The organism is Kitasatospora mediocidica KCTC 9733, from assembly GCF_000744225.1.
GTDB lineage: Bacteria > Actinomycetota > Actinomycetes > Streptomycetales > Streptomycetaceae > Kitasatospora > Kitasatospora mediocidica.
This window is the reverse complement of record NZ_JQLN01000007.1, coordinates 1,014,082-1,039,279: the sequence shown is the minus strand read 5'-3', so window position 1 is coordinate 1,039,279 and position 25,198 is coordinate 1,014,082. Positions and strand designations below refer to the sequence as shown.

The following is a 25,198-nucleotide window of genomic DNA, read 5'->3' as shown; positions in this document are numbered from 1 at the left end:
CCCGCGCCGAAGGCCTGTCCGCTCCCCAATACGCCTCGATAGGGTGAGCGGGTGGCTGAACTGGAGAGCGCTGAACAGGTGGTCGTGGTCGGTTCCGGCATGGCGGGGGCGCAGTGCGCGCTCGCGCTGCGCCAGGGCGGCTGGCGAGGGGGGATCAGTCTGCTGGGGGCGGAACCGCACCCGCCGTACGACCGGCCGCCGCTCTCCAAGGACGTGCTGCTCGCGAAGTCCGACAGCACGGTCTTCGACCTGGACTACGCGCAGCTGGGCATCGAGCTGCTGCCCGGCCGCCGCGCCACCGCCGTGCGGCCGGGGGTGCTGCACACCGACGCCGGGGAGCTGCCGTACGGGCGGCTGGTGCTGGCCACCGGCGCCGACCCGCTGCGGCTGCCGGCCTCGGACGGGGCCCGGGTGCTGCGCACCGTCGACGACGCCCTCGCGCTGCGGGCCGCGCTGCGGCCGGGGGCGCGGCTGGTGCTGGTCGGTGCGGGCTGGATCGGCGCCGAGACGGCCACCGCTGCCCGCCAACTGGGCTGCGAGGTCACCGTCCTGGAAGCGGCCGCCGAGCCGCTGGCGGGCGTGCTGCCGCGTGAGCTGACCGCGCCGATGGAGCGCTGGTACGCCGAGGCCGGGGTGGAGCTGCGGCTGGGCGCCAGGGTCGCCGCGGTGGAGCCGGGCGAGGTGGTGCTCGCGGACGGCGACCGGGTGGCCGCCGACGAGGTGGTGATCGGCATCGGCGCGCGGCCGGCCACCGGTTGGCTGGCCGACTCCGGGATCGAGCTGGACGCGGCCGGCGCGATCGTCGCCGACGCCTCGCTGCGCACCAGCCTGCCGCTGGTCTGGGCGGCCGGGGACTGCGTGAGCTACCCGTCGGCCCGGTTCGGCGAGCGGATCAACGTCCAGCACTGGGACCACGCGATGCACTCCGGCCGCGCGGTGGCCGCGGCCCTGCTGGGCTCCGACGAGCCCTACGACCCGGTGCCGTACTTCTGGTCCGAGCAGTTCGGACGGATGGTCCAGTACGCGGGCCGGCACACGGCCGGCGACCGGCTGCTGCTGCGCGGCTCGACCGAGGAGCAGGCCTGGAGCGCGGTCTGGCTGCGCGAGGGCGTGCTGGTGGCGGCCATGGCGGTCGACCGGCCGCGCGACCTGGTGCAGGCCCGCCGACTGATCGCGACGTCCGCGACACTCGATCCCCAGCGGGCGGCCGACCCCTCGGTGGCCCTGAAGGCCGCCGTCGTCTGAGACCCTTGTGCTGTGAGTAGCGATACGGATGCCAAGATCGAAGCCCTCGTGAGCGAGTGGATGTACCTGCCCGACATCTCCGAACAGTGGGGTGTACTGGTCACCGAAGTGCGTCAGATGGTCAAGGACCAGAAGCTGATCGCGTTCCGCCGCGGCGAGAACCGCTCGCTCCAGGTGCCGGCCGCCTTCATCGACGGTCCGGGCCTGACCAAGCACCTGGCGCCGACGCTGACCCTGCTGCGCGACGCCAAGTTCACCGACGAAGAGATCATCGAGTGGCTCTTCACCGAGGACCCGTCGCTGCCGGGCAGCCCGATCCAGGCGCTGCAGGAGAACCGCGGGACCGAGGTCAAGCGCCGCGCCCAGGCGATGCTGATCTGATGGGCGGCGCGGACCACCGGGCGAAGCTCGCCGACGCCCGGCTCTACCTGTGCACCGACGCCCGGCGCGAGCAGGGCGATCTGCCGCAGTTCCTGGACGCGGTGCTGGCCGGCGGCGTGGACATCGTCCAGCTGCGGGACAAGGGCCTGGAGGCCAGGCAGGAGCTGGAGTACCTGGAGGTCTTCGCGGACGCCGCCCGGCGGCACGGGAAGCTCTTCTCGGTCAACGACCGTGCCGACGTCGCGCACGCCGCCCGCCCCCAGGTGCTGCACCTGGGACAGGACGACCTGCCGGTCCCGCACGCCCGGGCGATCCTGGGCGAGGACGTGGTGATCGGGCGCTCCTGCCACGCCGAGTCCGAGGTGGACGGGGCGATCGCCGAGGCCGGCGTGGACTACTTCTGCACCGGGCCGGTCTGGCCCACGCCCACCAAGCCGGGCCGCTTCGCACCGGGCCTCGGCCTGGTGGAGTACGCGGCGCGGCAGTCGACGGACCGTCCGTGGTTCGCGATCGGCGGGATCGACCTGGGCAACCTGGACGAGGTGCTGGCCGCCGGTGCCCGCCGGGTCGTGGTGGTCCGGGCGATCACCGCGGCCGAGGACCCGGGCGCGGCCGCCGCGGAGCTGGCCCGCCGGGTGCGCGCGGTCGCCCTGTAACTCAGAAGCGGCGGAGTAGCTCAGTAGCGGCGGACGGTGGCGGCCCGGGCGAGCGCGAGCAGCGTGGCCCGGGCCGCCTCGTCCGCCAGCGGAGCGGCGTCCAGGGCGGCCAGCGACTGCCCCATCAGCACGTCGATCCGCTCCTCGACCCGCTCGGCCGCGCCGCTGCGGGCCACCAAAGCGCCGAGCTCGGCGATCTCCTCGACGGTCAGGCCCGGCGCGCCGAGGCGCGCGTCCAGCCGGCCCGCCTCGGCGGGCGCCAGCGCGCGCAGGGCGAGGGCGATCAGCAGGGTGCGCTTGCCCTCGCGCAGGTCGTCCCCGGCGGGCTTGCCGGTCACGGCCGGGTCGCCGAAGACCCCGAGCAGGTCGTCGCGGAGCTGGAAGGCCTCGCCCAGCGGCAGCCCGAAGGCCGAGTAGGCCTCGACCAGCGCGTCCGACGCGCCCGCGAGCCGGGCGCCGACCTGCAGCGGCCGCTCGATGGTGTACTTCGCCGACTTGTAGTGCAGGACGGTCTGCGCGCGGTCCAGCGCGAGCGCGTCGGTCGAGTCGCCGGCCACCGGCTCCAGCACGTCCAGGTACTGCCCGGCCATCACCTCGGTGCGCATCAGGTCGAAGACCGGCTTGGCGGCCAGCACCGCGGCGGGCGTCAGGCCGCAGCGGACGAACAGCTCGTCGCACCAGATCAGCAGCAGGTCGCCGAGCAGCACCGCGGCCGCCGCGCCGTACTGCTCGCGGTCGCCGCGCCAGCCGCTGTCCCGGTGCAGCGCCTCGAATCGGCGGTGGATGGAGGGCAGTCCGCGCCGGGTGTCGCTGCGGTCCATCAGGTCGTCGTGCACCAGCGCGCTGGCCTGGAGCAGCTCCAGCGCCGCCGCGGCGTGCGCGATGCCGTCGCTGTCGGCGGCCCCGCCGGCGCCGCGCCAGCCCCAGTAGCAGAACGCCGGGCGCAGCCGCTTGCCGCCGTCCAGCAGGAAGTCCCGCAGCGCCTCGGCGGCCGGCACCAGTCCGGGGGAGATCTTGCCGAGCAGGGCGCCCTGCTCGTCCATGAACGCCGCGAGGGCGGCGTTCACGCGCTCGCGGACCGCCTCCACATCAAGGGGCTGGACGGGCGAGGGGCTGGGCGAGGTCACGACGGTCTCCGCAATCACTGGGGTACCGCCAGACTAGCCCGGGCCGCCGGGCGCGGGCGTCCGCGCCGCTGCCGGGTCGTGTGGACATTGTGTCTCGTACTTTGGACTTCGCCTGTCCGCCACCCCCGTCCGACGATAATCTGCGGACATGGCTCTAGGTATCCCCTCCACCAGAACCGACCGCGCGCTCACGGTCCGCGAACTCCTGGCGGCTGGGAAGCGGTCCTTCTCCTTCGAGTTCATGCCCCCGCGCAGCGAAGCCGCCGAGCACAAGCTCTGGGACGCGATCCGCCGCCTGGAGACGCTCAACCCGAACTTCGTCTGCATGACCTACGGCGCGGGCGGCTCCTCACGCGGGCGCACCGTCAACATGGTCGGCCGGATCGCCACCGAGACCACCCTGACGCCCGTCGCGCACCTGACCGCCGTCGACCACTCGGTGGCGGAGCTGCGCAACATCATCGGCCAGTACGCGGACGAGGGCGTCCGCAACGTCCTCGCGGTCCGCGGCGACCCGCCCGGCGACCCGCTCGGGGACTGGGTGCGCCACCCCGAGGGTGTCACCTACGCCTACGAGCTGGTCGAGCTGATCAAGGGCATCGGCGACTTCTGCGTCGGTGTGGCGGCCTTCCCGCAGATGCACCCGCGCTCGGCCGGCTGGGACGAGGACATCCGGCACTTCGTCGCCAAGGTGCGGGCCGGCGCCGACTACGCGATCACCCAGATGTTCTTCGAGGTCGAGGACTACCTGCGGCTGCGCGACAAGGTCGCCGCGGCCGGCTGCGCGGTGCCGATCATCCCGGAGATCATGCCGGTCACCAACGCCAAGCAGCTGGAGCGCTTCCCGCAGCTGAGCGGCTCGGCCTTCCCCGCCGAGCTGGAGACCCGGCTGCGCGCCGTCGTGGACGACCCGCAGGCGCTGCGCGAGGTCGGCATCGAGCACGCCACCACGATGTCGGAGCGGCTGCTCGCGGAGGGCGTGCCCGGGCTGCACTTCATCACCCTCAACGGCTCGTTGGCCACCCTGCAGATCTACGAGAACCTCGGCCTGCACCGGGGCTGATCCCGGGCACGGGCGGATGTGGGCCCGGGAGGGCGAACCCGGTACAGTCGCCGCACGCGCGCGCCGCGCGCCGGGCTGTGGTGGAGGTCGCAGATGAGCATCGGATTGCTGGTGTTGTACGCGGCCCTCGCGGTGGTCGCCCTGTGGCTGGTCGCCGAGCTGCTGCTGCAGAACCGGGCGCCGCTGCACTGGCGCGGCGTCGCGCTCGGCGGGTTCCTGCTGGTGGTCGCCGGGATGGCGATCCGTTCCGTGCCGGTGATCGGGGCGGGCGCGGTGGCCTTCGCGACCGGCCAGGTCTTCGTGACGCTCGCGGTCAAGCGCGGGACCACCCACAGCTGGTCGCTGCGCTCGACGGACGGCGCGCTGCCCGGCCCGCTCGCGAAGGTGCCGCTGCTCAGCGCGGCCACCGGCGGCGAGGCGGCGGTGGCCGCGGTGGCGGTGCCGGTGGTGGGCGAGGTCGGCCCGATCGAGGAGCCCGAGCACGCGGTCCTGCCGGAGCCGGTCGACGAGGACGACTTCGGCGTCTACGAGCCCGGGACCGGCTACCGCCAGCAGGAGTCCCCCGAGCAGCAGGTGTACCCGCAGTACGGCGAGCAGCAGCAGTGGCAGCAGCAGCCGGCCTCCGGATACGAGCACGAGCAGCAGGGCGGCTACCAGAACGCCGGCTACCAGCAGCAGGGCTGGGACGACCAGGGCTACCCGCAGCAGCAGCCCCAGCAGCCGTACCAGGACCCGTACTGGCAGCAGCAGGAGCACCAGCAGCACCAGCAGCAGGCGTACGACCAGGCCCAGTACCAGCCGGAGTACGGCATCCCGCAGCAGCCGAACCACCAGCAGCAGGGCTACGAGTACTACCAGCAGCCGCAGACCTGGACCCAGCAGCAGTAGGCCGGTCCAGGCGGCTCAGGCCGGGCCGATCAGCCCCGCCGTGATGCAGGCCGACATGCCCGCGCGGGCCAGCCCGCCGCCCGGGTGCGCGGCGCCGCCGATGACGTACCGGCCCGCCGTCGCCTCCTCGTTGGGTGTCCGCAGGAACGCCCCGCCCGCGCCCGCCAGGGCCGGCCGGGGGACGGCGCCGCCCGGGGCCGAGGTCTCCCGCTCGGTGTCCGCCGGGGTGCGCACCACCCGCCACAGCAGCCGCTCGCGCAGGCCGAGCCCGGCCGCGTCCGCGTGCTCCAGCAACCGGTCGGCGAAGCGGTCGGCGACGCCGGGTGCGGTCCAGTCCAGCCGGGCCTGCGAGGGGACGGTGACGGTGAGCACGACGCTCTCGTGGTCGTCGTCCGGGCGCAGCGAGGGGTCGTCGGGGCGCAGCACCTGCACGGTCGGGCGCTCGCAGAGCCGGGCGGTGGGGCCGAACAGCGCGTCCAGCTCGTCGGTCCGGTCGGCCGCGTGCAGGACGGTGCGGTGCGGTGTGCCGGCCGGCCGCGCTCCGCGCAGCGCGAGCAGCACGCTGACCCGGCCGGGCAGCTGCGGGTCGCCGGGCGCCGGGCGCAGCGACACGCCGTCCGGCGGCTCCTCGACCCGGGTGTCGAAGCGGAACTCGACGCCGCGCTGCTCGCAGCGCCGGTAGACCGCCTCGGCCAGCGCCCGCATGCCGCCGCGGACGTACCAGACGCCGAAGCTCTGCTCCATGTACGGGATCACGGTCGCGCCGGCCGGGACGGTCCGCGGGTCGAAGCCGAACCGCACGGCGTACTCCTCCAGCAGCGCGGTCAGCGCCGGGTGGCCGCCGAGTTCGCGTCGCGCGACCTGGGCGAGGGTCGGCGCGCCGCCGAGCAGGCGGCCCAGGCCCCGGCGCGGTGCGGCGGGGTACGGGTCGTTGCCCAGCGGCCCGGGGTCGGCGGGCAGCGGTTCCTCCAGCAGCGGGCGCCGGGTGGCCTCCCAGACCGTGCGGCCGCGGTTGGTCACCTGTCCCCAGCCCGCGCCCGCCCCGGCGCCGAAGGCCGCGTCCAGGGCCTGGGCGACCCCGCCGCGCGAGGCGTTGGGCAGCAGGACGGACGAGCCGTCGGCGAAGACGTGCCGGCTCTCCGGGTCCACCGGGGAGAGCTCGACCAGCTGCTCCAGCGGCTCCCGGCCGGTCTTCAGCGCGAGGTCGCGGTAGACCGCGGGGAGGGTGAGCAGGGTGGGGCCGGTGTCGAAGGCGAAGCCGTCGCGGCGGTACTGCCCGAGCATCCCGCCGTAGGTCGAGCCCGCCTCACAGACCGTCACGCGGTGCCCGACGGTGGTCAGCCGGGCCGCCGCCGCCAGTCCGCTGATCCCCGCTCCGACGATGGTGATCCGTGCCATGGTTCAGGATCCCACGGGGCTGGCCAGCGGTGTCCGGGCCGCCCGGCGTTCGCGGCGCTCGCGGCGGTTGGCCAGGAAGCGCCGGATCCGGGAGAAGGCGAACCAGACCAGCAGCAGGCCCACGGTCAGCAGGGTCGCGGCGATCGAGGCGGCCACCCAGGGGTGGAAGATCGCCAGCGTGACCAGGCCGGCCACCGCGAGGTCCTCCAGCAGGCTGATCACGATGTTGCTGAAGGGCTCGGGAGAGGTGTTGACCGCCATCCGCAGCGAGGCCTTCACCAGATGGCTGGCCAGCGCGGTGCCGCCGCCGATCGCGCCCGCCGCCACCTCGCCGAGCGAACCGGGGTGCTGGCTCGCCAGCAGGGCGGCCACCACGGCGCCGGCGATCGGACGGATCACGGTGTGCACGGCGTCCCAGACCGTGTCCACGTACGGGATCTTGTCGGCCACCGCCTCGCAGACGAAGAGCACGATCGCGGCGATCAGTACGTCGGTGCGCTCCAGGACCGGCGGCACCGAGTCGGCTCCGGCGAAGCGGCCCAGCAGGCCGAGCAGCATGACAACGGCGTACGCGTTGATTCCGCTCGCCCAGCCGCTGGTGAAGATCAGTGGTAGGACCGTCAAGGTTCTCTCCCCCGTGTGGAACAGGTCGGCGGTCACCGTATCGCGAGCCGCCCCGGGCAGGCCCACGACCTGGGCGGTAGACGGGAGACGGGCTCGTTGTCAGTGGCGGGGGACAGCATGGGCAGTGCGGGTCGACCGATCCGTGCCGCTGCTCAGGACCGGGGGAGTACATGAACGTCACCGACCTCCCGAACGAGATCCCCGACCGCACGTCCGCCCGGACGTCCGACCAGATCCCGCTGCGCTCCGTCGACGTCCACCCGGTGCTGCTCAGGGCGGGGGCGCCGCCGGCCGCCCTGGACCTGCTGGCGCAGGCCCACCGCACGCTGGTCCGGGCCGGCGGCGCGCAGGACCCGCTGGAGCGGTACGCCACCGCGCACCTCGCCGCGCTGCGCACCACCGCCGCCGTGCTCGCCGTGCGCGGGCGCCCCGAGACCAACCCGCGCCGGCGCAAGGCGATCCGCAGCGCGTGGGAGGTGCTTCCCGAGATAGCCCCCGAACTGGCCGAGTGGGCGGTCTACTTCGCGGCCGGGGCGGCCAAGCGCGCGGCGGCCGAGGCCGGCCTGCAGGGCGCCGCCAGCGCGCGCGACGCCGACGACCTGGTCCGCAACACCGCGGTCTTCCTACGCCTGGTCGAACGCGTCCTGCGGCTCGGCCCTCCGCCCGGCGTGCCGGGGCAGGCCGCCGACTAAGGTGGAGTCGTCCGGCCCGCCGCCCTCCTGAGGAGACCTCACCTTGTACCCGACGCGTCCCCGCAGCGCCCTGCGTACCGCCGTGGTCTGGGAGGTGGTGCGGACGGCCCTGGAGCGCCGGGCGGCCGAACTGGACCAGCCGGTGCTCGACGTGTTGGACACCGGCGGCGGCACCGGCAACTTCGCCGTGCCGGTGGCCCGGCTCGGCCACCGGGTGACCGTGGTCGACCCGAGCCCGGACGCGCTCTTCGCGCTGGAGCGCCGCGCCGCCGAGGCGGGCGTGACCGACCTGGTCCGCGCCGTCCAGGGGGACACCCAGACGCTGCCCGAGCTGATCGCCCCCTCCTCGGTGGACGCGGTGCTCTGCCACGGCGTCCTGGAGATGGTCGACGACCCCGCCGACGCGCTCGCCAACCTGACCGGGACGCTGCACCGGGGCGGCCTGGTCAGCCTGCTGGCCGCGAACCGCAACGGCGCCGTGCTGGCCCGGGCGCTGGCCGGCCACTTCGAGGAGTCGCGGACGGTCCTCACCGCGCCGGACGGCCGCTGGGGCGCCGGCGACCCGATGCCGCGCCGCTTCACCGCCGACGAACTCGGTGAGCTGGCCGCCGCGGCCGGCCTGCGGGTGGAGTCCGTGCACGGCGTCCGGGTCTTCGCCGACCTGGTCCCCGGGGTCCTCGTCGACACCGAGCCGGGAGCCATGGAGGCACTGCTCAAGCTGGAGGAAGCCGCCTCCCAGCAGCCCGCTTTTCACTCGGTCGCCACCCAGCTGCACGTGCTCGCCGCACTCGGCTGAGTTACCCTGCGCGCCGCGGGCACTCCGGCGCGTTCTGGTGCGTTGGCCACGGTGCGGGGTGCTCGCAGATGTGTCGGACACGACGGATCGTCGCCCGCCCCGAAGGGCACCCGTGGACCGTATGATCTGGGTAAAGCCAGAACGCATGACGGCCAGGCGCATGGGGCATATGGACCACAACGAAGCCAGGTGGCGGACCGGTCGCCCCCGCGACCGACGAGTAGGAGGACTCCGTGCCGCTCTCGGAGCACGAGCAGCGACTGCTCGATCAGATGGAGCGAGCGCTGTACGCCGAAGATCCCAAGTTCGCGACAGCGCTTGAGGGAACCGGGCTGCGGATGTACACCCGTCGGCGGGTGTACCAGGCCGCGGCGGGGTTCGTGGTGGGAGTCGCCCTCCTGATGGGCGGCATGGTCGCTCAGCTCATCTGGGTGAGCGTCGTCGGATTCCTGGTCATGCTGGGTTGTGCGGTCCTCGCGGTCACCGGCTGGCGCCGTCGTACACCGGCCGGGCAGGGGCCCGGTCCGCGTACCGCGCCCGCGCCGCGCCGCAAGGCCGGCGTGATGGACCGGATGGAACAGCGCTGGCAGCGCCGCCGGGACGAACACGACGGCATGTAGTCGTCACCACGACGCCGACGTACGCAGCGGGAAGACCCGCGAGAAGCACGGTGGGCGGGCAGTCCGAAGACTGCCCGCCCACCGTGCTTCTCGGCGTTACGGCTGCCCGCCGTCACCCTCCCCGGCGCGTTCGCGCCGGCGCAGGACCCGCCCCAGCGGAGCGCCCACCCGGGCCGCCGCGGCCCGGGTGCGCAGCCGTGCGGTCAGCAGCCGGTCGGAGGCCTGCCAGGCCAGCCGGGCAGCGGACGGCGGCAGCAGCAGCGCCCGCAGTCGCCGACCCCGTCCGGCCGAGGCCAGCAGGCCCTGGCGGGCGGTGCGGACGTCCGCACCGAGCGGGGTCGGGTGTCCGGCGTCGCGGGCGTACAGCACCCGCTCGGCGGCCAGCGCCACCCGCCCGACGGCGGCCTGTCCGGCCTCGTCCAGCGCGCCCTGTTCGGTGAGCCGCTGCATGGTGTGCCGCGGGCTGCGGGCCTCGTCCGGCGCGATGCCGAGGTCCCACGCCGAGTCGATCAGCTCGGTCCAGGCGGCCAGCACCTGGGCCTCGCTCAGTCCGCCCGGGTCGGCCCCGGTCCGGCGTCGGCCGCCGCCCAGGCGGCGCCGGCGCAGCCGGGCCCGCCAGACCATCGGCGAGAGCAGCAGAAGCAGCACCACGACGCCGCCCGACAGCAGCCCCAGCGCCTGCGGGGAGGCCCCGGAGGAGCCCGTCGCGCCGGTCGTCGAGGTCGACGCGTGCTGCGCGGGGCATTCACCCAGACGGCGCAGCGTGCTCGTGCAGTCGGAGCTGGACGTCGGAGCCGCGCTCGGCTGGACGGTCGGGGTGCTGGTCGGCGCCTGGGCGCTCTGCGACGGCGCGGGAGCGCTCTGCGCGGTGGTGTAGTCCGGCGCGGTGCCGCGGCTGGGGGTCGGCTCGAACCGCAGCCACCCCGCGCCCTGGAAGTACAGCTCCGGCCACGCGTGGTAGTCCTTGCTGCCCACCACGTAGGTGTCGCTGCCCTGAGCGGTGCCGGGCGCGAAGCCGACCGCGACCCGGGCCGGGATGCCCAGGGTGCGCGCCATCGCCGCCATGGTGGCGGAGAAGTGCACGCAGAACCCCTTCTTGTCCTGGAGGAACTTCACGATGGCGTCCGGGCCGGTGCCGGCGTCCACCGAGGAGCTGTAGGTGAAGAGGCCCGAGGTGGCGAACCAGTTCTGCAGCGCCACCGCCTTGTCGTATGCGGTGTCCCGGCCCTGGGTGACCTGCAGCGCGGTCTGCTTGACCACCGGCGGCAGGTTGTCGGGCAGCCCCAGGTCGGCGGTGCGGATCGCCTGCGGGGCGTCGGGGGCCGCGCGCAGCTGGTCGGCGGTGGGCTCGAGGTCCAGCGAGGTGACGGTGTACTTCAGCCCGGTGGCCTTCTGCCCGCGGTCGCCGATCAGCGAGCGGGTCTGCGGCTCGTAGCGCCAGTTGCCCGGCGGGTTCGCCTGGATCATCGGGTACGGCGCCGGCAGCCACTCGGTGCTCAGCTGCGGGGAGACGGTGACCTGGGTCTCGATCGGCTGTTCCGTCACGTCGCCCAGCAGCCCCTCCGGGGTGGGCAGCACGCCGGGCACCGACTGGGCCTGCTGCTGGCTGGGCTTCCACTCGACCCCGGTGAAGTCGTCCAGCGCGGTGATCCGCAGGTAGGCGGTCGCGAGAGCGGGGTCGCCGCCGCGGTAGGTGATCAGGTTCTGGTTGCTCGGACTGCGCAGCCCGTCGGCCAGCGAGACCACCGGGTTCAGCGCGTTGATGTTGCCGCCGTGCCCGTCGGACCCGCCGTCGGCCAGCCCGCTGCCGATCAGGCTGAGGTCCCAGTTGGGGGCCAGGAAGGGCAGCAGCAGGGCGACCGCCAGGGCCACCAGGCCGATCTGGTGGCCGCCGATGGAGAGCGGGTTGCCGCTGCGCTCGGGGCCGTTGCCCGCGCCGCGGAAGACCCGGCCCCAGCGGGAGAGCCGGTCGCGGCCCTCCGCGAAGAGCAGCATGAGGTAGCCGCCGCCCGAGAACAGGAACCAGAGCACCGGTGAGGCGTCGCTGCCCGCGAGCCCGGTGCCGACCGAGTAGAGCGCCAGCAGCGGAAGCCCGGCCAGCGCGGCCCGTCGGTAGGTGACCGCCAGCGCGTCCACCAGGACGGCGATCAGCGCCACCGAAGCGGTCAGCAGCAGGGTCAGCCCGTCGGAGGCCGGGGCGGGGATCGCATACTGCTGGATCTCGTTGCCGGCGGCCGAGAGCAGGGTGCCGACCGCCCGGGCGGCGTCGGGTCCCGGCAGCACGCCCATCGTCATCCGGCCGGGGACGTTGAGCAGCAGCACCAACCAGAGGGCCAGCACCAGCTGGCCGAGCGCCACCATCGGGCGGGCCACCGAGAGCCGGCGCAGGCCCGCCCCGGCCAGCGCGTTCACCAGGATCAGCAGGAGACCGGTGAGCAGCCAGCCGGCCGGATTGATCAGTGGACTCAGGCACAGCGTGGCCATGCCGGTGGCCAGGGCCGCGTAGACCGTCAACCTCGCACGCGTGGTCATGCGCTCGCCCCCTTCCGGGCCTGGCCGCTGTCAGCCGCGGAGGCTGCGGCGTGTGCGGCGTTGCGGTCCGCCTGCCGCCAGATGTCGGGGAGCGACTCGCCCGCCCGGACCGGCAGGACCGTCCAGCCGGCCTCGCGCAGGACGTGCAGCTGGCGTTCGGCCGAGCTGTCGGAGCTCTCGGGGAAGATCGCGCGCAGGCCGGTCCAGGTGCCGGTGTCCAGCACGAGGGCGACGGCCGCGCCGGCCCGGCGGCGCAGCGGGCCCAGGCGCGCCAGCTGGTCGTCGTCGAGTGCGCCGACGATCGCCACGAGCAGGCCCTCGCCGCCCAGCCGCAGCACGTCCTCGGCGTGGCCCAGCCCGCCGCCGTGGGAGTGTTCCAGGACGGCCAGCGTGTCCAGCAGCAGGCCGATCGACTCGGTGACCGAGCCGGAGCCGCCGGTGGTCGAGCTCGGCACCGAGACGCCGGTGTCGGTCAGCAGCCGGGTCCGGTAGCCGCGCTCCATCAGGTGCACGCCGATCGAGGCCGCGCAGCTCACCGCCCACTCGAAGGAGGAGGCCGGGCCGTTGCCCCGGTGCCCGATCTCGCGGGTGTCCAGCAGCACGGTGGCGCGGGCGCGCAGCGGCTGTTCCTCACGGCGGACCATCAGCTCGCCGTACTTGGCGGTGGACTTCCAGTGCACGCGCCGCAGGTCGTCGCCGTGCCGGTACTCGCGCGGCACGGCGTCGTCGTCGCCGGCCAGCGCGACCGCCCGGGACATGCTGTCGCCGTAGCCGGCCCACTCGCCGGCCAGCTTGACCTCGGGCAGCTTCTGCACCTGCGGGACCACGGTGAGCACGTCCGAGGCGGTGAACGCCCGGGTCAGCTCGCACATCCCGAACGGGTCGGTCAGCCGCAGCTGCAACGGGCCCAGCAGGTAGCGCCCGCGCAGGTCGGAGCGGACCCGGTAGGAGACCTCGCGGAAACCGCGCGGTTCGACCCGGTCCAGCACGAACCGCGGGCGCGGCCCGAGCACGTACGGGACCTTGTCCTCCAGCATCAGCAGGCCGGTGGGCACCCGGGAGATGTTGTCCACCCGCAGGTGCACCCGGGCCTCCTGGCCGGCCGGCGCCCGGTGCGGGGTGAGCCGGCGGCCGCTGGCCACCCGGTAGCGGGTGCGCACCAGCAGCACCGCGGCGGCCAGTGGCAGGGCCATCAGCAGCACGCCGACCCGCAGCAGGGCGCTCTGGCCCAGCAGGTACGAGCAGAGCACCGCGGTGCCGCCCGCGGCGAGGAAGGAGCGGCCCCGGGTGGTCAGACCGCGCAGGCCCGCCCGGACGCCGGAGGCGTCGTCCTGTGCCGGCACCTCAGATCCTCCGCGCCGGGCCCTGCGCGTGCGGGATCGGCAGACGCTGCACCAGGTCGCGGACGATCTGCTCGGCGCTGCGGCGGCTCAGCTGGGCCTCCGAGGTCGGCAGCAGGCGGTGCGCGAGGACGGGGACGGCCAGCGCCTGGATGTCGTCGGGCAGCACGTACTCGCGGCCGTCCAGCGCGGCGGCCGCGCGGGCCGCCCGGATCAGGTGCAGGGTCGCGCGCGGGGAGGCGCCGAGCCGCAGCTCGGTGCTGGTGCGGGTGGCGGTGACCAGGTCGACGGTGTAGCGCCGGACGCTGTCCGCGACGTGCACCGTGCGGACCAGCGCGATCAGCTTGAGGATGTCGGACGCGTGCGCGACCGGCGTGAGGTCGTCCAGCGGCGAGGCGCCGGAGTGCGAGTCGAGCATCGCCAGCTCGGCCTCGGGACTGGGGTAGCCGATCGAGACGCGGGCCATGAAGCGGTCGCGCTGGGCCTCGGGGAGGGGGTAGGTGCCCTCCATCTCCACCGGGTTCTGGGTGGCCACCACCATGAACGGCGAGGGCAGCTCGTAGGTGGTGCCGTCGATGGTGACCTGGCGCTCGGCCATCGACTCCAGCAGCGCCGACTGGGTCTTGGGCGAGGCGCGGTTGATCTCGTCGCCCACCACGATCTGGGCGAAGATCGCCCCCGGGCGGAACTCGAAGTCCATCCGCTGCTGGTCGAAGACGTTGGTGCCGGTGACGTCCGAGGGCAGCAGGTCGGGGGTGAACTGGATCCGGCGCACCGTGCAGTCCACCGACCGGGCCAGCGCCTTGGCCAGCATGGTCTTGCCGACGCCGGGGACGTCCTCCAGCAGCAGGTGACCCTCCGCCAGCATCACGGTCAGGGCCAGTCGGACGGCCTCCGGCTTGCCCTCGATGACGCTCTCGATCGAGGCCCGGACCCGGTCGATCACCGCGTTCAGCTCGGGCAGACCCATCGGTCCCACCGGCACCGCCGGCCTGGCCGGGAAGGAACCGGGCTCCGACCGCGGACCGGGCCCGCGCCCGTCGAGACCGGCTTCTTCGTTGTAGGTCGTCACCCGTGAACTCCTCGCCCCACTCATGCCGGTCCTGCTGGTTCGGAACCGGCCCCCACCCGTTACTACGCGGCCGGCCCCGGGTTCGGATCAGCTGGGATCGACCAGGGGTGGCGGCTCGCGGTCAGACCGCCCCAGGTGGTGCGGGGCGCAGGCCTGCAGGCGCATTCTTCCCTGTGAGGTGGGCAGAAGTCACCCTTCCCCCCGCGTGGAACCGCCGGGGGGAAGGGTGGCGTCCGGATCAGTGGATTTCGCGGAGCAGTCCGGTGTGGACGTCGAAGACGAAGCCCCGGACGTCGTCGGTGTGCAGCAGGAACGGCGAGGTGCGCACCCGCTGCATGGACTGGCGGACGTCGCTGTCCAGGTCGACGAAGGACTCCACGGCCCACTGCGGGCGCTGGCCGACCTCCAGCTCCAGCTCGCGCCGGAAGTCCTCGGTGAGGCCGAGCAGGCCGCAGCCGGTGTGGTGGATCAGCGCGATCGAACGGGTGCCCAGGGCGCGCTGGCTGATGGTGAGCGAGCGGATCGTGTCGTCGGTCACCACGCCGCCCGCGTTGCGGATGACGTGGGCGTCGCCGAGCTCCAGGCCCAGCGCGGCGAACAGGTCGAGCCGGGCGTCCATGCACGCCACCACGGTCACCTTCTGCACCGGGCGGGCGTCCATGCCACCGTCCCGGAAGGTGACCGCGTACGCGCGGTTGGCGCTGACGAAGCGGTCGACGATCGTTTCGGCGTCAGGGGTGCCGGAGGTGGCCCGGATAGGGGGACCGTCATGGGCCGGCCGGTCAGGGGTCACTGTCATGGGGACGACGTTAGTAGGATTTTCCTGGTCCTGGTGAGACCTGGCCCAGGTCAGGGGGCCGGTGTGATGGAGCACATAGGGGGCTTGCGGCAGCACGAACAGCCGTGCACCCGCCGTCGCCGAGCGCGCCGGATCGACACGCCCGTCCGCGTGAACCGGCTCTGGCCTGCGATGATTCGTTCGGCCGCGCGGGTGGCACCCGGGCCGGGACGATTGACTGGGAGGGGCTGCGCGGTAGGCTGGCCGCGCAGTGGAGCACAAGCCTCACGCGTCGTCAACTGCGCGCCGGGGGCGCCTCGGGGCACATGCGGCGGCGCACTCCGAGGATCCGTACGCATCCCGCGGCCTCCCCCCGCTCCGTGCCACCTGGCGCACCTTCCCCGGTGCCGGGCGGTCACAGCCTTCCCCGCGAGCGGGTGGGGACCACGGGCGGCGTGCGCTCCGCGCTCGCGCGGTGGTCCAAAATGGTCGGATCACAGCTCCCCGGCGCCGTACGCGACTCTCGGGCGGCTCCGCACCGAGGAAAGGCGCCACCGCGCATGACCATGGGCAGTCCCGATCCCAAGCACGTCCCGGTGATGCTGCAACGCTGCATGGACGCCCTGGCGCCGGCGATCGGCGCTCCCGGCGCGGTCGTGCTGGACGCGACGCTGGGCCTGGGCGGTCACAGCGAGGCGCTGCTCACCCAGTTCCCCGAGGTCCGGTTGATCGCCGTGGACCGGGACCCGGCGGCGCTCAAGCTCTCCGCCGAGCGGCTGGCGCCGTTCGGCGAGCGCGCCACCCTGGTGCACGCCGTCTACGACGAGATCCCCGAGGTCCTCGCGGACCTGGGCATCCCCGCGATCCAGGGCATCCTCTTCGACCTCGGCGTCTCCTCGATGCAGCTGGACGAGGCCGAGCGCGGTTTCGCCTACGCCCAGGACGCGCCGCTGGACATGCGGATGGACCAGACCCGCGGGCTGAGCGCCGCCGAGGTGCTCAACACCTACAGCCACGGCGACCTGGCCCGGATCCTCAAGGTCTACGGTGAGGAGCGGTTCGCGGGCAAGATCGCCTCGGTGATCCTGCGCGAGCGCGTCAAGGAACCGTTCACCAACAGCGCGCGTCTCGTGGAGTTGGTGCGCAACGCCATCCCGGCCGCCACCCGGCGCACCGGCGGCAACCCGGCCAAGCGCACCTTCCAGGCGCTGCGGATCGAGGTCAACGGTGAGCTGGAGGTGCTCGACCGGGCCATCCCGGCCGCGCTGGACGCCCTCGCGGTGGGCGGCCGGATCGCCGTGATGTCCTACCAGTCGCTGGAGGACCGCCTGGTGAAGCAGTACTTCGTCGCGGCCGCCACCAACACCGCCCCGCCCGGGCTGCCGATCATCCCCGAGGAGCACCAGCCCTGGCTGAAGCTGCTCACCCGAGGGGCCGAACTGGCCACCGAGGAGGAGATCGAGGAGAACCGGCGCGCCGCCCCCGTGCGGCTGCGGGTGGCGGAGAGGATCAGGCCCAGCCAGTCGAAAGCGCGGGGCTCGAGCCGCCGGGGCTGATCCGGGCGGGGGGCGACAGTGTCGAACGCGAGGGAGAGCGCAGTGCCGGTGCCGGCCGCCAGCGATGGCATCCAGGAGGGCGGGCGGCTGCCCGGGCAGCCGGGCCGGGCCCGGATCACCGTACGGCCGGGCAGACCGCCGAAGGGCAGCGGCCGGGGGCGGGCGCCGTTCGCGATCCTCATGGTGCTGCTGCTCACGCTCGGGCTGCTCGGGCTGCTGATGCTCAACACCGCCCTCAACGAGGGCTCCTTCGAGCTGACGAAGCTGCAGAAGCAGACCCAGCAGCTGACCGACCAGCAGCAGAACCTCCAGCAGCAGATCGGCCAGAACTCCGCACCGGACGCGCTGGAGCGCAACGCCCGCCAGCTCGGCATGGTCCCCGGCGGGGACCCGGCCTTCCTGCAGGACGACGGCAAGGTGCTCGGCTCGCCCAGCCAGGCGGTGGACAGCCCGCCGGTCAAGCGCACCGGCGCCGACCTGTGGCCCTCGACGGCCCAGCCCGCACCGTCCTCCTCGCAGTCCGCCACGCCGGTCGCGGCGGCTCCGCCCGCCGCCGCACCGCCGGTGCCCGACCCGGTGGCCACCGGTGAGGGCAGCCTGCGGGTGGACCCGGTCAGCCCGTCGCCCGCCGCACCCGCGCCGGCCAACCCGAGCGGAGCAGCCGCGCGATGACCACCCCACGCCGCCCCCGCGAGCCCGGTGACCGTCCGCGTCGTCCGGCCGCCCCCCAGCAGCGTCACGAGGGCGCCCGGACATCCCCGCGGCCCGTCGCCAAGCCGGGCCGGCCCGCCGCCAAGCCGCGCGCGGGCGAACAGCCGCGCCGCCCCGCGCAGGGCGGCGGCGCCCGCCCGGGCACCCGTCGGCCCGCGGGCCCGGCCGGGCAGCGGCCGATGGCCAAGCGCCCGGTGGCCCGCCCGCAGCCGCGCCCGCTGCGGCTGGCCGACCCCCGGCGCCGGCTGCGCACGGTACTGGTCGCACTCGCCGTGGTCTTCTCGGTCTTCGCCGGCCGGTTGGTGCAGATCCAGCTGTTCGACTCCAGCGCGCTGGCCGCCGACGCCGGCGCCTTCCGCTACGTCGACGTCCCGCTGAGGGCGGAGCGCGGCGCGATAACGTCCTCCGACGGCGTGGCGCTGGCGACCACCGTGGACGCCTACGACATCAAGGCCGACCCGACGCTCTTCACCCAGGACGCGCTGCGCGTCGCCGACGGCCCCGAGCAGGCCGCTGCCCTGCTGGCGCCGATCCTGAACCTCCCCAAGGACAAGCTGGCCGCCAAGCTGCGCACGCCCAAGACCCGCAACGTCACGCTGGCCCTGCGGCAGACCCCGCAGACCCGCAACCAGATCATGGACCTGCGCGCCGCGCTCACCAAGAAGACCGACAGCAAGACCTGCCGCGCCGAGCGGAACCTGCTGGCCAAGCCGGCCGACCAGGGCGGCCGGACCACCCTGGACGACGACTGCGTCAACCCGCTGGGCGGCATCGTCCCCTTCGAGACCGCCGCCCGCGTCTACCCGGCCGACGGTGTGGCGTCCAACCTGGTCGGCTTCGTCAACGGCTCGGGTGTCGGCGCCGGAGGCCTGGAGCTGCAGTTCCAGAAGGAGCTCGCCGGCCAGGACGGCCACCGCATCTCCGCGGTCTCCAACGGCCAGCCGATCCCCACCGGCGGCGGCAGCCAGCAGGCCGCGGTGCCGGGCCAGGACATCCGGCTGAGCATCAACCGGGACATCCAGTGGGAGGCCCAGCGCGCCATCACCGACCAGGTGACCACGGCCGGCGCGGAGAAGGGCTATGTGATCGTCCAGGACGTGAAGACCGGCCAGATCCTGGCCATGGCGACCTCGCCCGGCTTCGACCCCAACGACCTGAACAGCGCCAAGCCCGACCAGCTCGGCAACCCGGCCCTCCAGGACGCCTACGAGCCCGGCAGCACGGCCAAGCTGATGACCATGGCGGCCGTCCTGGACACCGGCTCGGCGACCTGGGACAGCCATGTGACCGTCCCCGGCACGCTGACCCGGGCCGGCCAGGTGTTCCACGACGACGTCGAGCACGACACCTGGTACCTCACGCTCAACGGGGTGCTCGCCAAGTCCTCCAACATCGGCACGATCGAGGCCGCCGGCCACCTGGGCACCACCCAGGAGCAGGCGAACCAGGTGCTCGGCGGCTACCTGCAGAAGTTCGGCATCGGGCAGCCCAGCGGCCTCGGCTTCCCCGGCGAGACCCGCGGCATCCTGGCCAACCCGGGGGACTGGAAGGGCACCCAACAGTTCACCATCCCGTTCGGCCAGGGCCTGTCGGTCAACGCGCTGCAGGCCACCTCGGTCTACTCGACGATCGCCAACGGCGGCGTCCGGGTCGCGCCCAGCCTGGTCGAGGGCACCACCGGACCGGACGGCCGCTACACCCCGGCCCCGGCCGGCGCCGAGACCCGGGTGGTCAGCGAGCAGACCGCCAAGACCCTGGGACAGATGCTGGAGTCGGTGGTCACCGACGACCAGGGCACCGGCAACACCGCGCAGATCCCGGGCTACCGGGTGGCCGGCAAGACCGGCACCGCCAACCGGGTGGACCCGGCCACCGGCAAGTACTCCGGCTACACCGCCTCCTTCATCGGCTTCGCCCCGGCCGACAAGCCGGAGCTGACCGTCTCCTGCGTCATCCAGAACCCGGTCAACGGCCACTTCGGCGGCCCGCTCTGCGGCCCGGTGTTCAAGCAGGTCATGGAGTTCGCCCTGAAGACCCTCCAAGTGCCGCCGAGCGGCAGCCAGGCCCCCAACCTGCCCGTCGAGTGGAAGCCCTGAACATGAGCGCGCACCCCGCTGTGCCTGTGAACCCCCTCACACCGAAGGGCGTCTCTCCCCAGCAGCCCCAGGGGGGCGCCGAGGGCTCACTTGGCCCCGACCGCCTCCGGGCCGATAGCCTGCCCGCCGTGCCGAAATCAGACCAAACCAGTGTGAGCCCGCCCCGCCCGGTCGCGGGGGAGCCGACCCCGCTCGCCGAGATCGCCCGGATCCTCGGTGTGGAGCCGGTCGAGGGCGCCCCGGCGGGCGGCATCACCCACGACTCCCGCGCGGTCCGCCCGGGGGACGTCTACGTGGCCTTCGCCGGTGCCAACCACCACGGCGCGGCCTTCGCCGGCGCGGCGGTCGAGCGCGGCGCGGTCGCCGTGCTCACCGACCCGGCGGGCGCGCAGCAGGCGGCGACGCTCGGCGTCCCGCTGCTGGTGGTCGAGCAGCCGCGGGCCTGGATGGGCGCGCTGGCGGCCCGGATCTACGGAAACCCGTCGCAGGCGCTGCTGACCATCGGCATCACCGGCACCAACGGCAAGACCACCTCCTCCTACCTGGTCGAGGGCGGCCTCAAGGGCGCCGGCCGGGTCCCGGGTGTGATCGGCACCGTGGAGATGCGGGTCGGTACCGAGCGGATCAAGAGCGAGCGCACCACCCCCGAGGCCACCGACCTGCACGCGATCCTCGCCGTGATGCGCGAGCGCGGCGCGGACGCGGTGGTGATGGAGGTCTCCAGCCACGCCCTGGTCTACGGGCGGGCGGACGGGGTGCACTACGACGTCGCGGTCTTCAACAACCTGACGCCGGAGCACCTGGACTTCCACCCGGACATGGAGGACTACTACCGCGCCAAGGCACGGCTCTTCGAGCCCGCCCGCAGCCGCGCCGGCGTGGTCAACCTGGACGACCCGTACGGCCGCCGGCTGGCCGGCGAGGCCGTGATCCCGGTGACCACGTTCTCGGCCACGGGCGATCCGGACGCCGACTGGCGCGCGCTGGACGTCCAGCTCGGCCCGACCGGTTCCACCTTCCGGGCGGTGGGTCCGGGCGGGCAGTCGGTCGACGCCGCCGTCCCGCTGCCGGGCCCGTTCAACGTCGCCAACGCGCTGGCCGCGATCACCGCCCTGGTCACCGCCGGGCTGACGCCCGAGGACGCGGCCGCGGGCATCGCCGCCGTGCCGGGCGTACCGGGGCGCCTGGAGCGGGTGGACGCCGGGCAGGACTTCGTCGCGGTGGTCGACTACGCGCACAAGCCGGACGCCCTGCGGGCCGTCCTGGAGTCGCTGCGCGAGGTGACCAAGGGCCGGCTGCACGTGGTGGTCGGCTGTGGTGGCGACCGCGACCCGCACAAGCGCGCTCCGATGGGCGCGATCGCCGCCTCGCTGGCCGACACCGCCGTGCTGACCAGCGACAACCCCCGTTCGGAGGACGGCCTGGCCATCCTGGCCAGCATGCTGACCGGGGCCGCCGACGTCCCCGAGGCCGAGCGCGGCGCCGTCCTGGTGGTGCCCGACCGGGCCGAGGCGATCGCCTCGGCGGTGGCCCGCGCGCACGCCGGGGACACCGTGCTGGTCGCCGGCAAGGGCCACGAACTGGGCCAGTACGTACGGGACGAGATCCGCCCGTTCGACGACCGGGAGGTGCTGCGCGAAGCCATCGGGCACGCCTCTCCCCAGCCTTCGGCTGGGGAGACCCCAAGCGACCGAGGAGTAGAGCAGCAGTGATCGCACTGACCCTCGCCGAGGTGGCCGCCGCGACCGGCGGCCGACTGGCCGATGTGACGGACCCGCAGGCCCCGGTCACCGCACCGGTGGTGATCGACTCCCGTCAGGTGCAGCCCGGCGGCCTCTTCGCCGCCTTCGCCGGCGAGCACGTGGACGGCCACGACTACGCCGAGCGCGCGATCGCCGCGGGCGCCGTCGCGGTGCTGGCGGAGCGGCCGGTCGGGGTGCCCGCGATCGTGGTCGGGGACGCCCAGGTGGCGATGGGCCTGCTGGCCCGCGCGGTGGCCGAACGCGCCAAGGCGGTCCGGACGGTGGCGCTGACCGGCTCGGCCGGCAAGACCAGCACCAAGGACCTGATCGCCCAGGTGCTGCAGAAGCTCGGCCCGACCGTGTGGACCGAGGGTTCGCTCAACAACGAGCTCGGCCTGCCGCAGACCGTCAGCCGGGTCGAGGAGTCCACCCGGCACCTGGTGCTGGAGATGGGCGCCCGCCACCGGGGCGACATCGCCTACCTGACCGGCCTGGTGCGCCCGACGATCGGCCTGGTGCTCAACGTCGGCACGGCGCACCTGGGCGAGTTCGGCTCGAAGGAGGCGATCGCGCAGGCCAAGGGCGAGATGGTCGAGTCGCTGGCCGAGGACGGCGTCGCGGTGCTGAACGCGGACGACCCGCTGGTGCGGGCGATGTGCACGCGCACCAAGGCCCGCGTGGTGCTCTTCGGCGAGAGCCGGGACGCCGACGTCCGGGCCACCGATGTTCGCCTGGACGCCACCGGCAAGCCTTCGTTCACGCTGACCACCCCAGCCGGTTCCGCACCCGTACGGCTGCGCCTGTACGGTGAGCACCACGTCTCGAACGCACTCGCCGCCGCCGCGGTGGCGATGGAGCTCGGGCTGTCCGTCGACGACACCGCCGCCGCCCTGGGCGAGGCGGGTGCGCTGTCCCGCTGGCGCATGGAGGTCGTCGACCGTGCCGACGGTGTGACCGTCGTCAACGACGCCTACAACGCGAACCCGGAGTCCATGCGGGCCGCGCTGCGGGCCCTGGTGACGATGGGCGGCCGCGGCCCGGAGCGCCGCCGTACCTGGGCGGTGCTCGGCGAGATGCGGGAGCTCGGCGAGGAGAGCCTCGACGAGCACGACGCCATCGGGCGGCTCGCCGTTCGACTCGACGTCACCAAGCTGGTGGCGGTGGGCGGGCGCGAGGCGGCCTGTATGGAACTCGGCGCGAGGAACGAAGGTTCGTGGGGTGAGGAGTCGGTGCTGGTGTCCGACGCGGACGCGGCGGTCGAACTGCTGCGCGGTCAACTGCTGCCTGGGGATGTGGTCCTGGTGAAGGCCAGCCGCTCGGTGGGCCTGGAGAGGGTCGCCGAAGCGCTGCTCGCCGATGGGGCCGCCCAGTGAAGCAGATCCTCTACTCCGGCATGATCGGCCTGGTGCTGTCGCTGTTCGGCACCCCGGCGCTGATCCGGCTCCTGGCCAAGAACGGCTACGGGCAGATGATCCGGGACGACGGCCCCAAGGCGCACCACAGCAAGCGCGGTACGCCCACGATGGGTGGCATCGCCTTCATCCTGGCGACGCTGGTGGCCTACGCCGCGACCAAGGTGATAACGGGTGAACAGCCCCGGGCCTCCGGCCTGCTGGTGCTGTTCCTGATGACCGGTCTGGGCCTCGTCGGCTTCCTGGACGACTACATCAAGGTCGTCAAGCAGCGCTCGCTGGGCCTGCGGGCCAAGGCCAAGCTGCTCGGACAGTCCTTCGTCGGCCTCGCCTTCGCGATCCTGTCGCTGCAGTTCCACGACACCCGCGGGCTGACCCCGGCCTCCACCAGCCTGTCGTTCATCCAGGACTTCAGCTGGAAGATCGGCCCCGTGCTGTTCGTCATGTGGGCCTATTTCATGATCGCCGGTATGTCCAACGGTGTGAACCTGACGGACGGTCTGGACGGCCTGGCCACCGGCGCGTCGGTGATGGTCTTCGGTGCCTACGTCTTCATCGGCGTCTGGCAGTACGGCCAGAGCTGCTCGATCGCCGCCCGCGCCACCGCCAACTGCTTCGAGGTCCGCGATCCGCTGGACCTGGCGGTGGTCGCCTCCGCGCTGATGGGCTCCTGCTTCGGCTTCCTGTGGTGGAACACCTCGCCCGCGAAGATCTTCATGGGTGACACCGGCTCGCTGGCCCTGGGCGGCGCGCTGGCCGGTCTGGCGATCTGCTCGCGCACCGAGCTGCTGCTCCCGCTGCTCGGCGGCCTCTTCGTGATCATCACCCTCTCGGTGATCATCCAGGTCGGCTCGTTCCGGATGACCGGCAAGCGGGTCTTCAAGATGGCACCACTGCAACACCACTTCGAACTCAAGGGCTGGAGCGAAGTCCTGATCGTCGTCCGGTTCTGGATCATCCAGGGCCTGTGCGTCGCGGTCGGCCTCGGCCTCTTCTACGCGGGATGGGTGAACGGATGACCTCCCCGGACTGGACCGGTCTGCCGGTCGCGGTGGCCGGCCTCGGCATCTCCGGGATCAGCGCGGCCCGGGTGCTGCGCGACCTGGGCGCCGACGTCACCGTGGTGGACGGCGGCGACAGCCCCGTCCTGCGGGACCGGGCCGCCGCGCTGACCGGCATCCGGGTCAGGCTCGGCGACGGAGCGACGCTGCCCGAGGGCACCCGACTCGTCGTCACCTCGCCCGGCTGGCCGCCGAGCAGCCCGCTCTTCGCGGCCGCCGCCGCGGCGGGCGTCGAGATCTGGGGCGACGTCGAACTCGCCTGGCGGCTGCGCAAGCCGTTGCCCGCCACCGGCGAGCCGGCCCCCTGGCTGGCCGTCACCGGCACCAACGGCAAGACCACGACCGTCCAGATGCTTGCCTCGATCCTCACCGCGGCCGGTCGGCGCACCGCCGCCGTCGGCAACGTGGGCGTCTCGGTCCTGGACGCGGTGCTCGCCGGCTTCGACGATGACGGTGAACCGTACGACGTGCTGGCCGTCGAGCTCTCCAGCTACCAGCTGCACTGGGCGCCCAGCCTGCGCCCGCACTCGGCGGCGGTGCTGAACCTGGCCGCCGACCACCTGGACTGGCACGGCTCGATGGAGGCCTACGCCGCCGACAAGGGCCGGATCTACCAGGGCAACCAGGTGGCCTGTGTCTACAACCTGGCCGACCCGGCCACCGAGGAACTGGTCCGCGAGGCCGACGTCGAGGAGGGCTGCCGGGCGATCGGCTTCGGCCTCGGCGCCCCCGGGCTCTCCCAGCTCGGCGTGGTGGACGGCCTGTTGGTGGACCGCGCCTTCGTGCCGGACCGCCAGAAGAACGCCGCCGAGCTCGGCGCGATCGAGGACGTCAACCCGCCGGCCCCGCACAACATCGCCAACGCGCTGGCGGCGGCCGCGCTGGCCCGCGCCTACGGGGTGGACACCAAGGCCGTCCGGGACGGCCTGCGGGCCTTCCGCCCGGAGGCGCACCGGATCCAGCACGTCGCCGAGGTGGGCGAGGTGGTCTGGATCGACGACTCCAAGGCGACCAACCCGCACGCCGCGGCCGCCTCGCTGGCCGCGTACCGGCCGGTGGTCTGGATCGCCGGCGGCCTCGCCAAGGGGGCCGAGTTCGACGAGCTGGTCAGAGCGGCCGCGGGCCGTCTGCGGGCCGCCGTGCTGATCGGCCGGGACCGCGAGCTGATCCGCGCCGCGCTGGCGCGACACGCCCCGGATGTACCAGTGATCGAAGCGGCCGCGGGCCAGACTGGCGCGGTGGCGATGGCCGAGGTGGTGCGGGTGGCCGCCGGACTGGCCCAGCCGGGCGACACCGTCCTGCTCGCCCCGGCCTGTGCGTCGATGGACATGTTCACCCACTACGGCGAACGGGGCGACCTCTTCGCCGAGGCGGTACGGGAACTGACGAGCTGACGACTGACAGGGGA

Annotated in this window: 22 protein-coding genes; 15 read left to right on the top strand and 7 right to left on the bottom strand. The window is 73.7% G+C overall.

The window, feature by feature from the left end; all coding sequences use genetic code 11:
- Positions 1–51: 51 nt before the first annotated feature.
- Genes BS80_RS34840 through thiE form a run of 3 tightly spaced genes read left to right on the top strand, consistent with a single transcriptional unit; the run spans position 52 to position 2,282 of the window.
- The gene (locus BS80_RS34840) at positions 52–1,245 is read left to right on the top strand and encodes an NAD(P)/FAD-dependent oxidoreductase (protein WP_035805548.1); all 1,194 of its coding nucleotides are present in this window, start codon (positions 52–54) and stop codon (positions 1,243–1,245) included.
- A gap of 60 nt (positions 1,246–1,305) precedes the next feature.
- Complete coding sequence (locus tag BS80_RS34835; protein ID WP_051967593.1) at positions 1,306–1,626, top strand: Rv2175c family DNA-binding protein; 321 nt, start codon at positions 1,306–1,308, stop codon at positions 1,624–1,626.
- Positions 1,626–2,282, top strand: coding sequence for a thiamine phosphate synthase (gene thiE / locus BS80_RS34830; RefSeq protein WP_035805544.1), 657 nt, complete (start codon positions 1,626–1,628; stop codon positions 2,280–2,282). Before BS80_RS34835 ends, thiE begins: the two co-directional genes overlap by 1 nt.
- 20 nt (positions 2,283–2,302) lie before the next feature.
- Here thiE and BS80_RS34825 read toward each other — a convergent pair whose 3' ends face one another.
- Positions 2,303–3,409 carry a polyprenyl synthetase family protein gene (locus BS80_RS34825; protein WP_035805541.1) on the bottom strand — a complete coding sequence of 369 codons (1,107 nt, stop codon included), beginning with the start codon at positions 3,407–3,409 and terminating at the stop codon, positions 2,303–2,305.
- Positions 3,410–3,557: 148 nt separating this feature from the next.
- Here BS80_RS34825 and metF point away from each other — a divergent pair, with 148 nt between their 5' ends.
- Both metF and BS80_RS38375 read left to right on the top strand, forming a co-directional pair.
- Positions 3,558–4,472, top strand: coding sequence for a methylenetetrahydrofolate reductase [NAD(P)H] (gene metF / locus BS80_RS34820; protein WP_035805539.1), 915 nt, complete (start codon positions 3,558–3,560; stop codon positions 4,470–4,472).
- 93 nt (positions 4,473–4,565) lie between these two features.
- Positions 4,566–5,360, top strand: coding sequence for a hypothetical protein (locus tag BS80_RS38375; RefSeq protein ID WP_051967592.1), 795 nt, complete (start codon positions 4,566–4,568; stop codon positions 5,358–5,360).
- A 15-nt stretch (positions 5,361–5,375) separates the two neighbouring features.
- Here BS80_RS38375 and BS80_RS34810 read toward each other — a convergent pair whose 3' ends face one another.
- Positions 5,376–6,758, bottom strand: coding sequence for a phytoene desaturase family protein (locus tag BS80_RS34810; protein ID WP_035805537.1), 1,383 nt, complete (start codon positions 6,756–6,758; stop codon positions 5,376–5,378).
- 3 nt (positions 6,759–6,761) lie between these two features.
- Positions 6,762–7,382, bottom strand: coding sequence for a DUF4126 domain-containing protein (locus BS80_RS34805; protein WP_035805535.1), 621 nt, complete (start codon positions 7,380–7,382; stop codon positions 6,762–6,764).
- Between the two features lie 170 nt (positions 7,383–7,552).
- On the opposite strand from BS80_RS34805, the gene BS80_RS34800 reads away from it, so the two are divergent.
- The 3 genes from BS80_RS34800 to BS80_RS34790 all read left to right on the top strand — a co-directional run bounded on the left by BS80_RS34800 (position 7,553) and on the right by BS80_RS34790 (position 9,490).
- Positions 7,553–8,074 (top strand): SAV_6107 family HEPN domain-containing protein, encoded by a 522-nt coding sequence (locus BS80_RS34800; protein ID WP_198045694.1) that lies wholly within the window; start codon positions 7,553–7,555, stop codon positions 8,072–8,074.
- 43 nt (positions 8,075–8,117) lie between these two features.
- Positions 8,118–8,870: a methyltransferase domain-containing protein gene (locus tag BS80_RS34795; protein WP_035805532.1), complete on the top strand. Its 753-nt coding sequence runs from the start codon at positions 8,118–8,120 to the stop codon at positions 8,868–8,870.
- A gap of 233 nt (positions 8,871–9,103) precedes the next feature.
- Positions 9,104–9,490 carry a DUF3040 domain-containing protein gene (locus BS80_RS34790; protein WP_035805528.1) on the top strand — a complete coding sequence of 129 codons (387 nt, stop codon included), beginning with the start codon at positions 9,104–9,106 and terminating at the stop codon, positions 9,488–9,490.
- 96 nt (positions 9,491–9,586) lie between these two features.
- On the opposite strand, the gene BS80_RS34785 is transcribed toward BS80_RS34790, so the two are convergent.
- The 4 genes from BS80_RS34785 to BS80_RS34770 form a co-directional block, all read right to left on the bottom strand.
- Positions 9,587–12,022, bottom strand: coding sequence for a transglutaminase family protein (locus BS80_RS34785; protein ID WP_063772144.1), 2,436 nt, complete (start codon positions 12,020–12,022; stop codon positions 9,587–9,589).
- On the bottom strand, positions 12,019–13,365 hold the full coding sequence (locus BS80_RS34780) for a DUF58 domain-containing protein (protein ID WP_035805526.1): 1,347 nt from the start codon (positions 13,363–13,365) through the stop codon (positions 12,019–12,021). Before BS80_RS34780 ends, BS80_RS34785 begins: the two co-directional genes overlap by 4 nt.
- Before the next feature lies 1 nt (position 13,366).
- A complete protein-coding gene (locus BS80_RS34775; protein WP_035806809.1) occupies positions 13,367–14,332 on the bottom strand; it encodes an AAA family ATPase in 966 nt (321 codons plus the stop codon).
- Positions 14,333–14,672: 340 nt separating this feature from the next.
- Complete coding sequence (locus BS80_RS34770) at positions 14,673–15,233, bottom strand: beta-class carbonic anhydrase (RefSeq protein ID WP_051967590.1); 561 nt, start codon at positions 15,231–15,233, stop codon at positions 14,673–14,675.
- Positions 15,234–15,772: 539 nt separating this feature from the next.
- Here BS80_RS34770 and rsmH point away from each other — a divergent pair.
- Genes rsmH through murD form a run of 7 tightly spaced genes read left to right on the top strand, consistent with a single transcriptional unit; the run spans position 15,773 to position 25,184 of the window.
- Complete coding sequence (gene rsmH, locus BS80_RS34765; RefSeq protein WP_035805524.1) at positions 15,773–16,768, top strand: 16S rRNA (cytosine(1402)-N(4))-methyltransferase RsmH; 996 nt, start codon at positions 15,773–15,775, stop codon at positions 16,766–16,768.
- A 42-nt stretch (positions 16,769–16,810) separates the two neighbouring features.
- Positions 16,811–17,440: a septum formation initiator family protein gene (locus tag BS80_RS34760; protein ID WP_063772143.1), complete on the top strand. Its 630-nt coding sequence runs from the start codon at positions 16,811–16,813 to the stop codon at positions 17,438–17,440.
- The gene (locus tag BS80_RS34755; RefSeq protein WP_083975699.1) at positions 17,437–19,575 is read left to right on the top strand and encodes a peptidoglycan D,D-transpeptidase FtsI family protein; all 2,139 of its coding nucleotides are present in this window, start codon (positions 17,437–17,439) and stop codon (positions 19,573–19,575) included. Before BS80_RS34760 ends, BS80_RS34755 begins: the two co-directional genes overlap by 4 nt.
- A gap of 26 nt (positions 19,576–19,601) precedes the next feature.
- Positions 19,602–21,287, top strand: a complete 1,686-nt coding sequence (locus BS80_RS34750) for a UDP-N-acetylmuramoyl-L-alanyl-D-glutamate--2,6-diaminopimelate ligase (RefSeq protein ID WP_408607461.1) — start codon at positions 19,602–19,604, stop codon at positions 21,285–21,287.
- Positions 21,284–22,690, top strand: a complete 1,407-nt coding sequence (locus tag BS80_RS34745; RefSeq protein ID WP_035805522.1) for a UDP-N-acetylmuramoyl-tripeptide--D-alanyl-D-alanine ligase — start codon at positions 21,284–21,286, stop codon at positions 22,688–22,690. Before BS80_RS34750 ends, BS80_RS34745 begins: the two co-directional genes overlap by 4 nt.
- Positions 22,687–23,748 (top strand): phospho-N-acetylmuramoyl-pentapeptide-transferase, encoded by a 1,062-nt coding sequence (mraY, locus tag BS80_RS34740; RefSeq protein ID WP_035805519.1) that lies wholly within the window; start codon positions 22,687–22,689, stop codon positions 23,746–23,748. Before BS80_RS34745 ends, mraY begins: the two co-directional genes overlap by 4 nt.
- Positions 23,745–25,184, top strand: coding sequence for a UDP-N-acetylmuramoyl-L-alanine--D-glutamate ligase (murD, locus tag BS80_RS34735; protein ID WP_035805517.1), 1,440 nt, complete (start codon positions 23,745–23,747; stop codon positions 25,182–25,184). The genes mraY and murD overlap by 4 nt, the downstream gene beginning before the upstream one ends.
- Positions 25,185–25,198 lie beyond the last annotated feature (14 nt).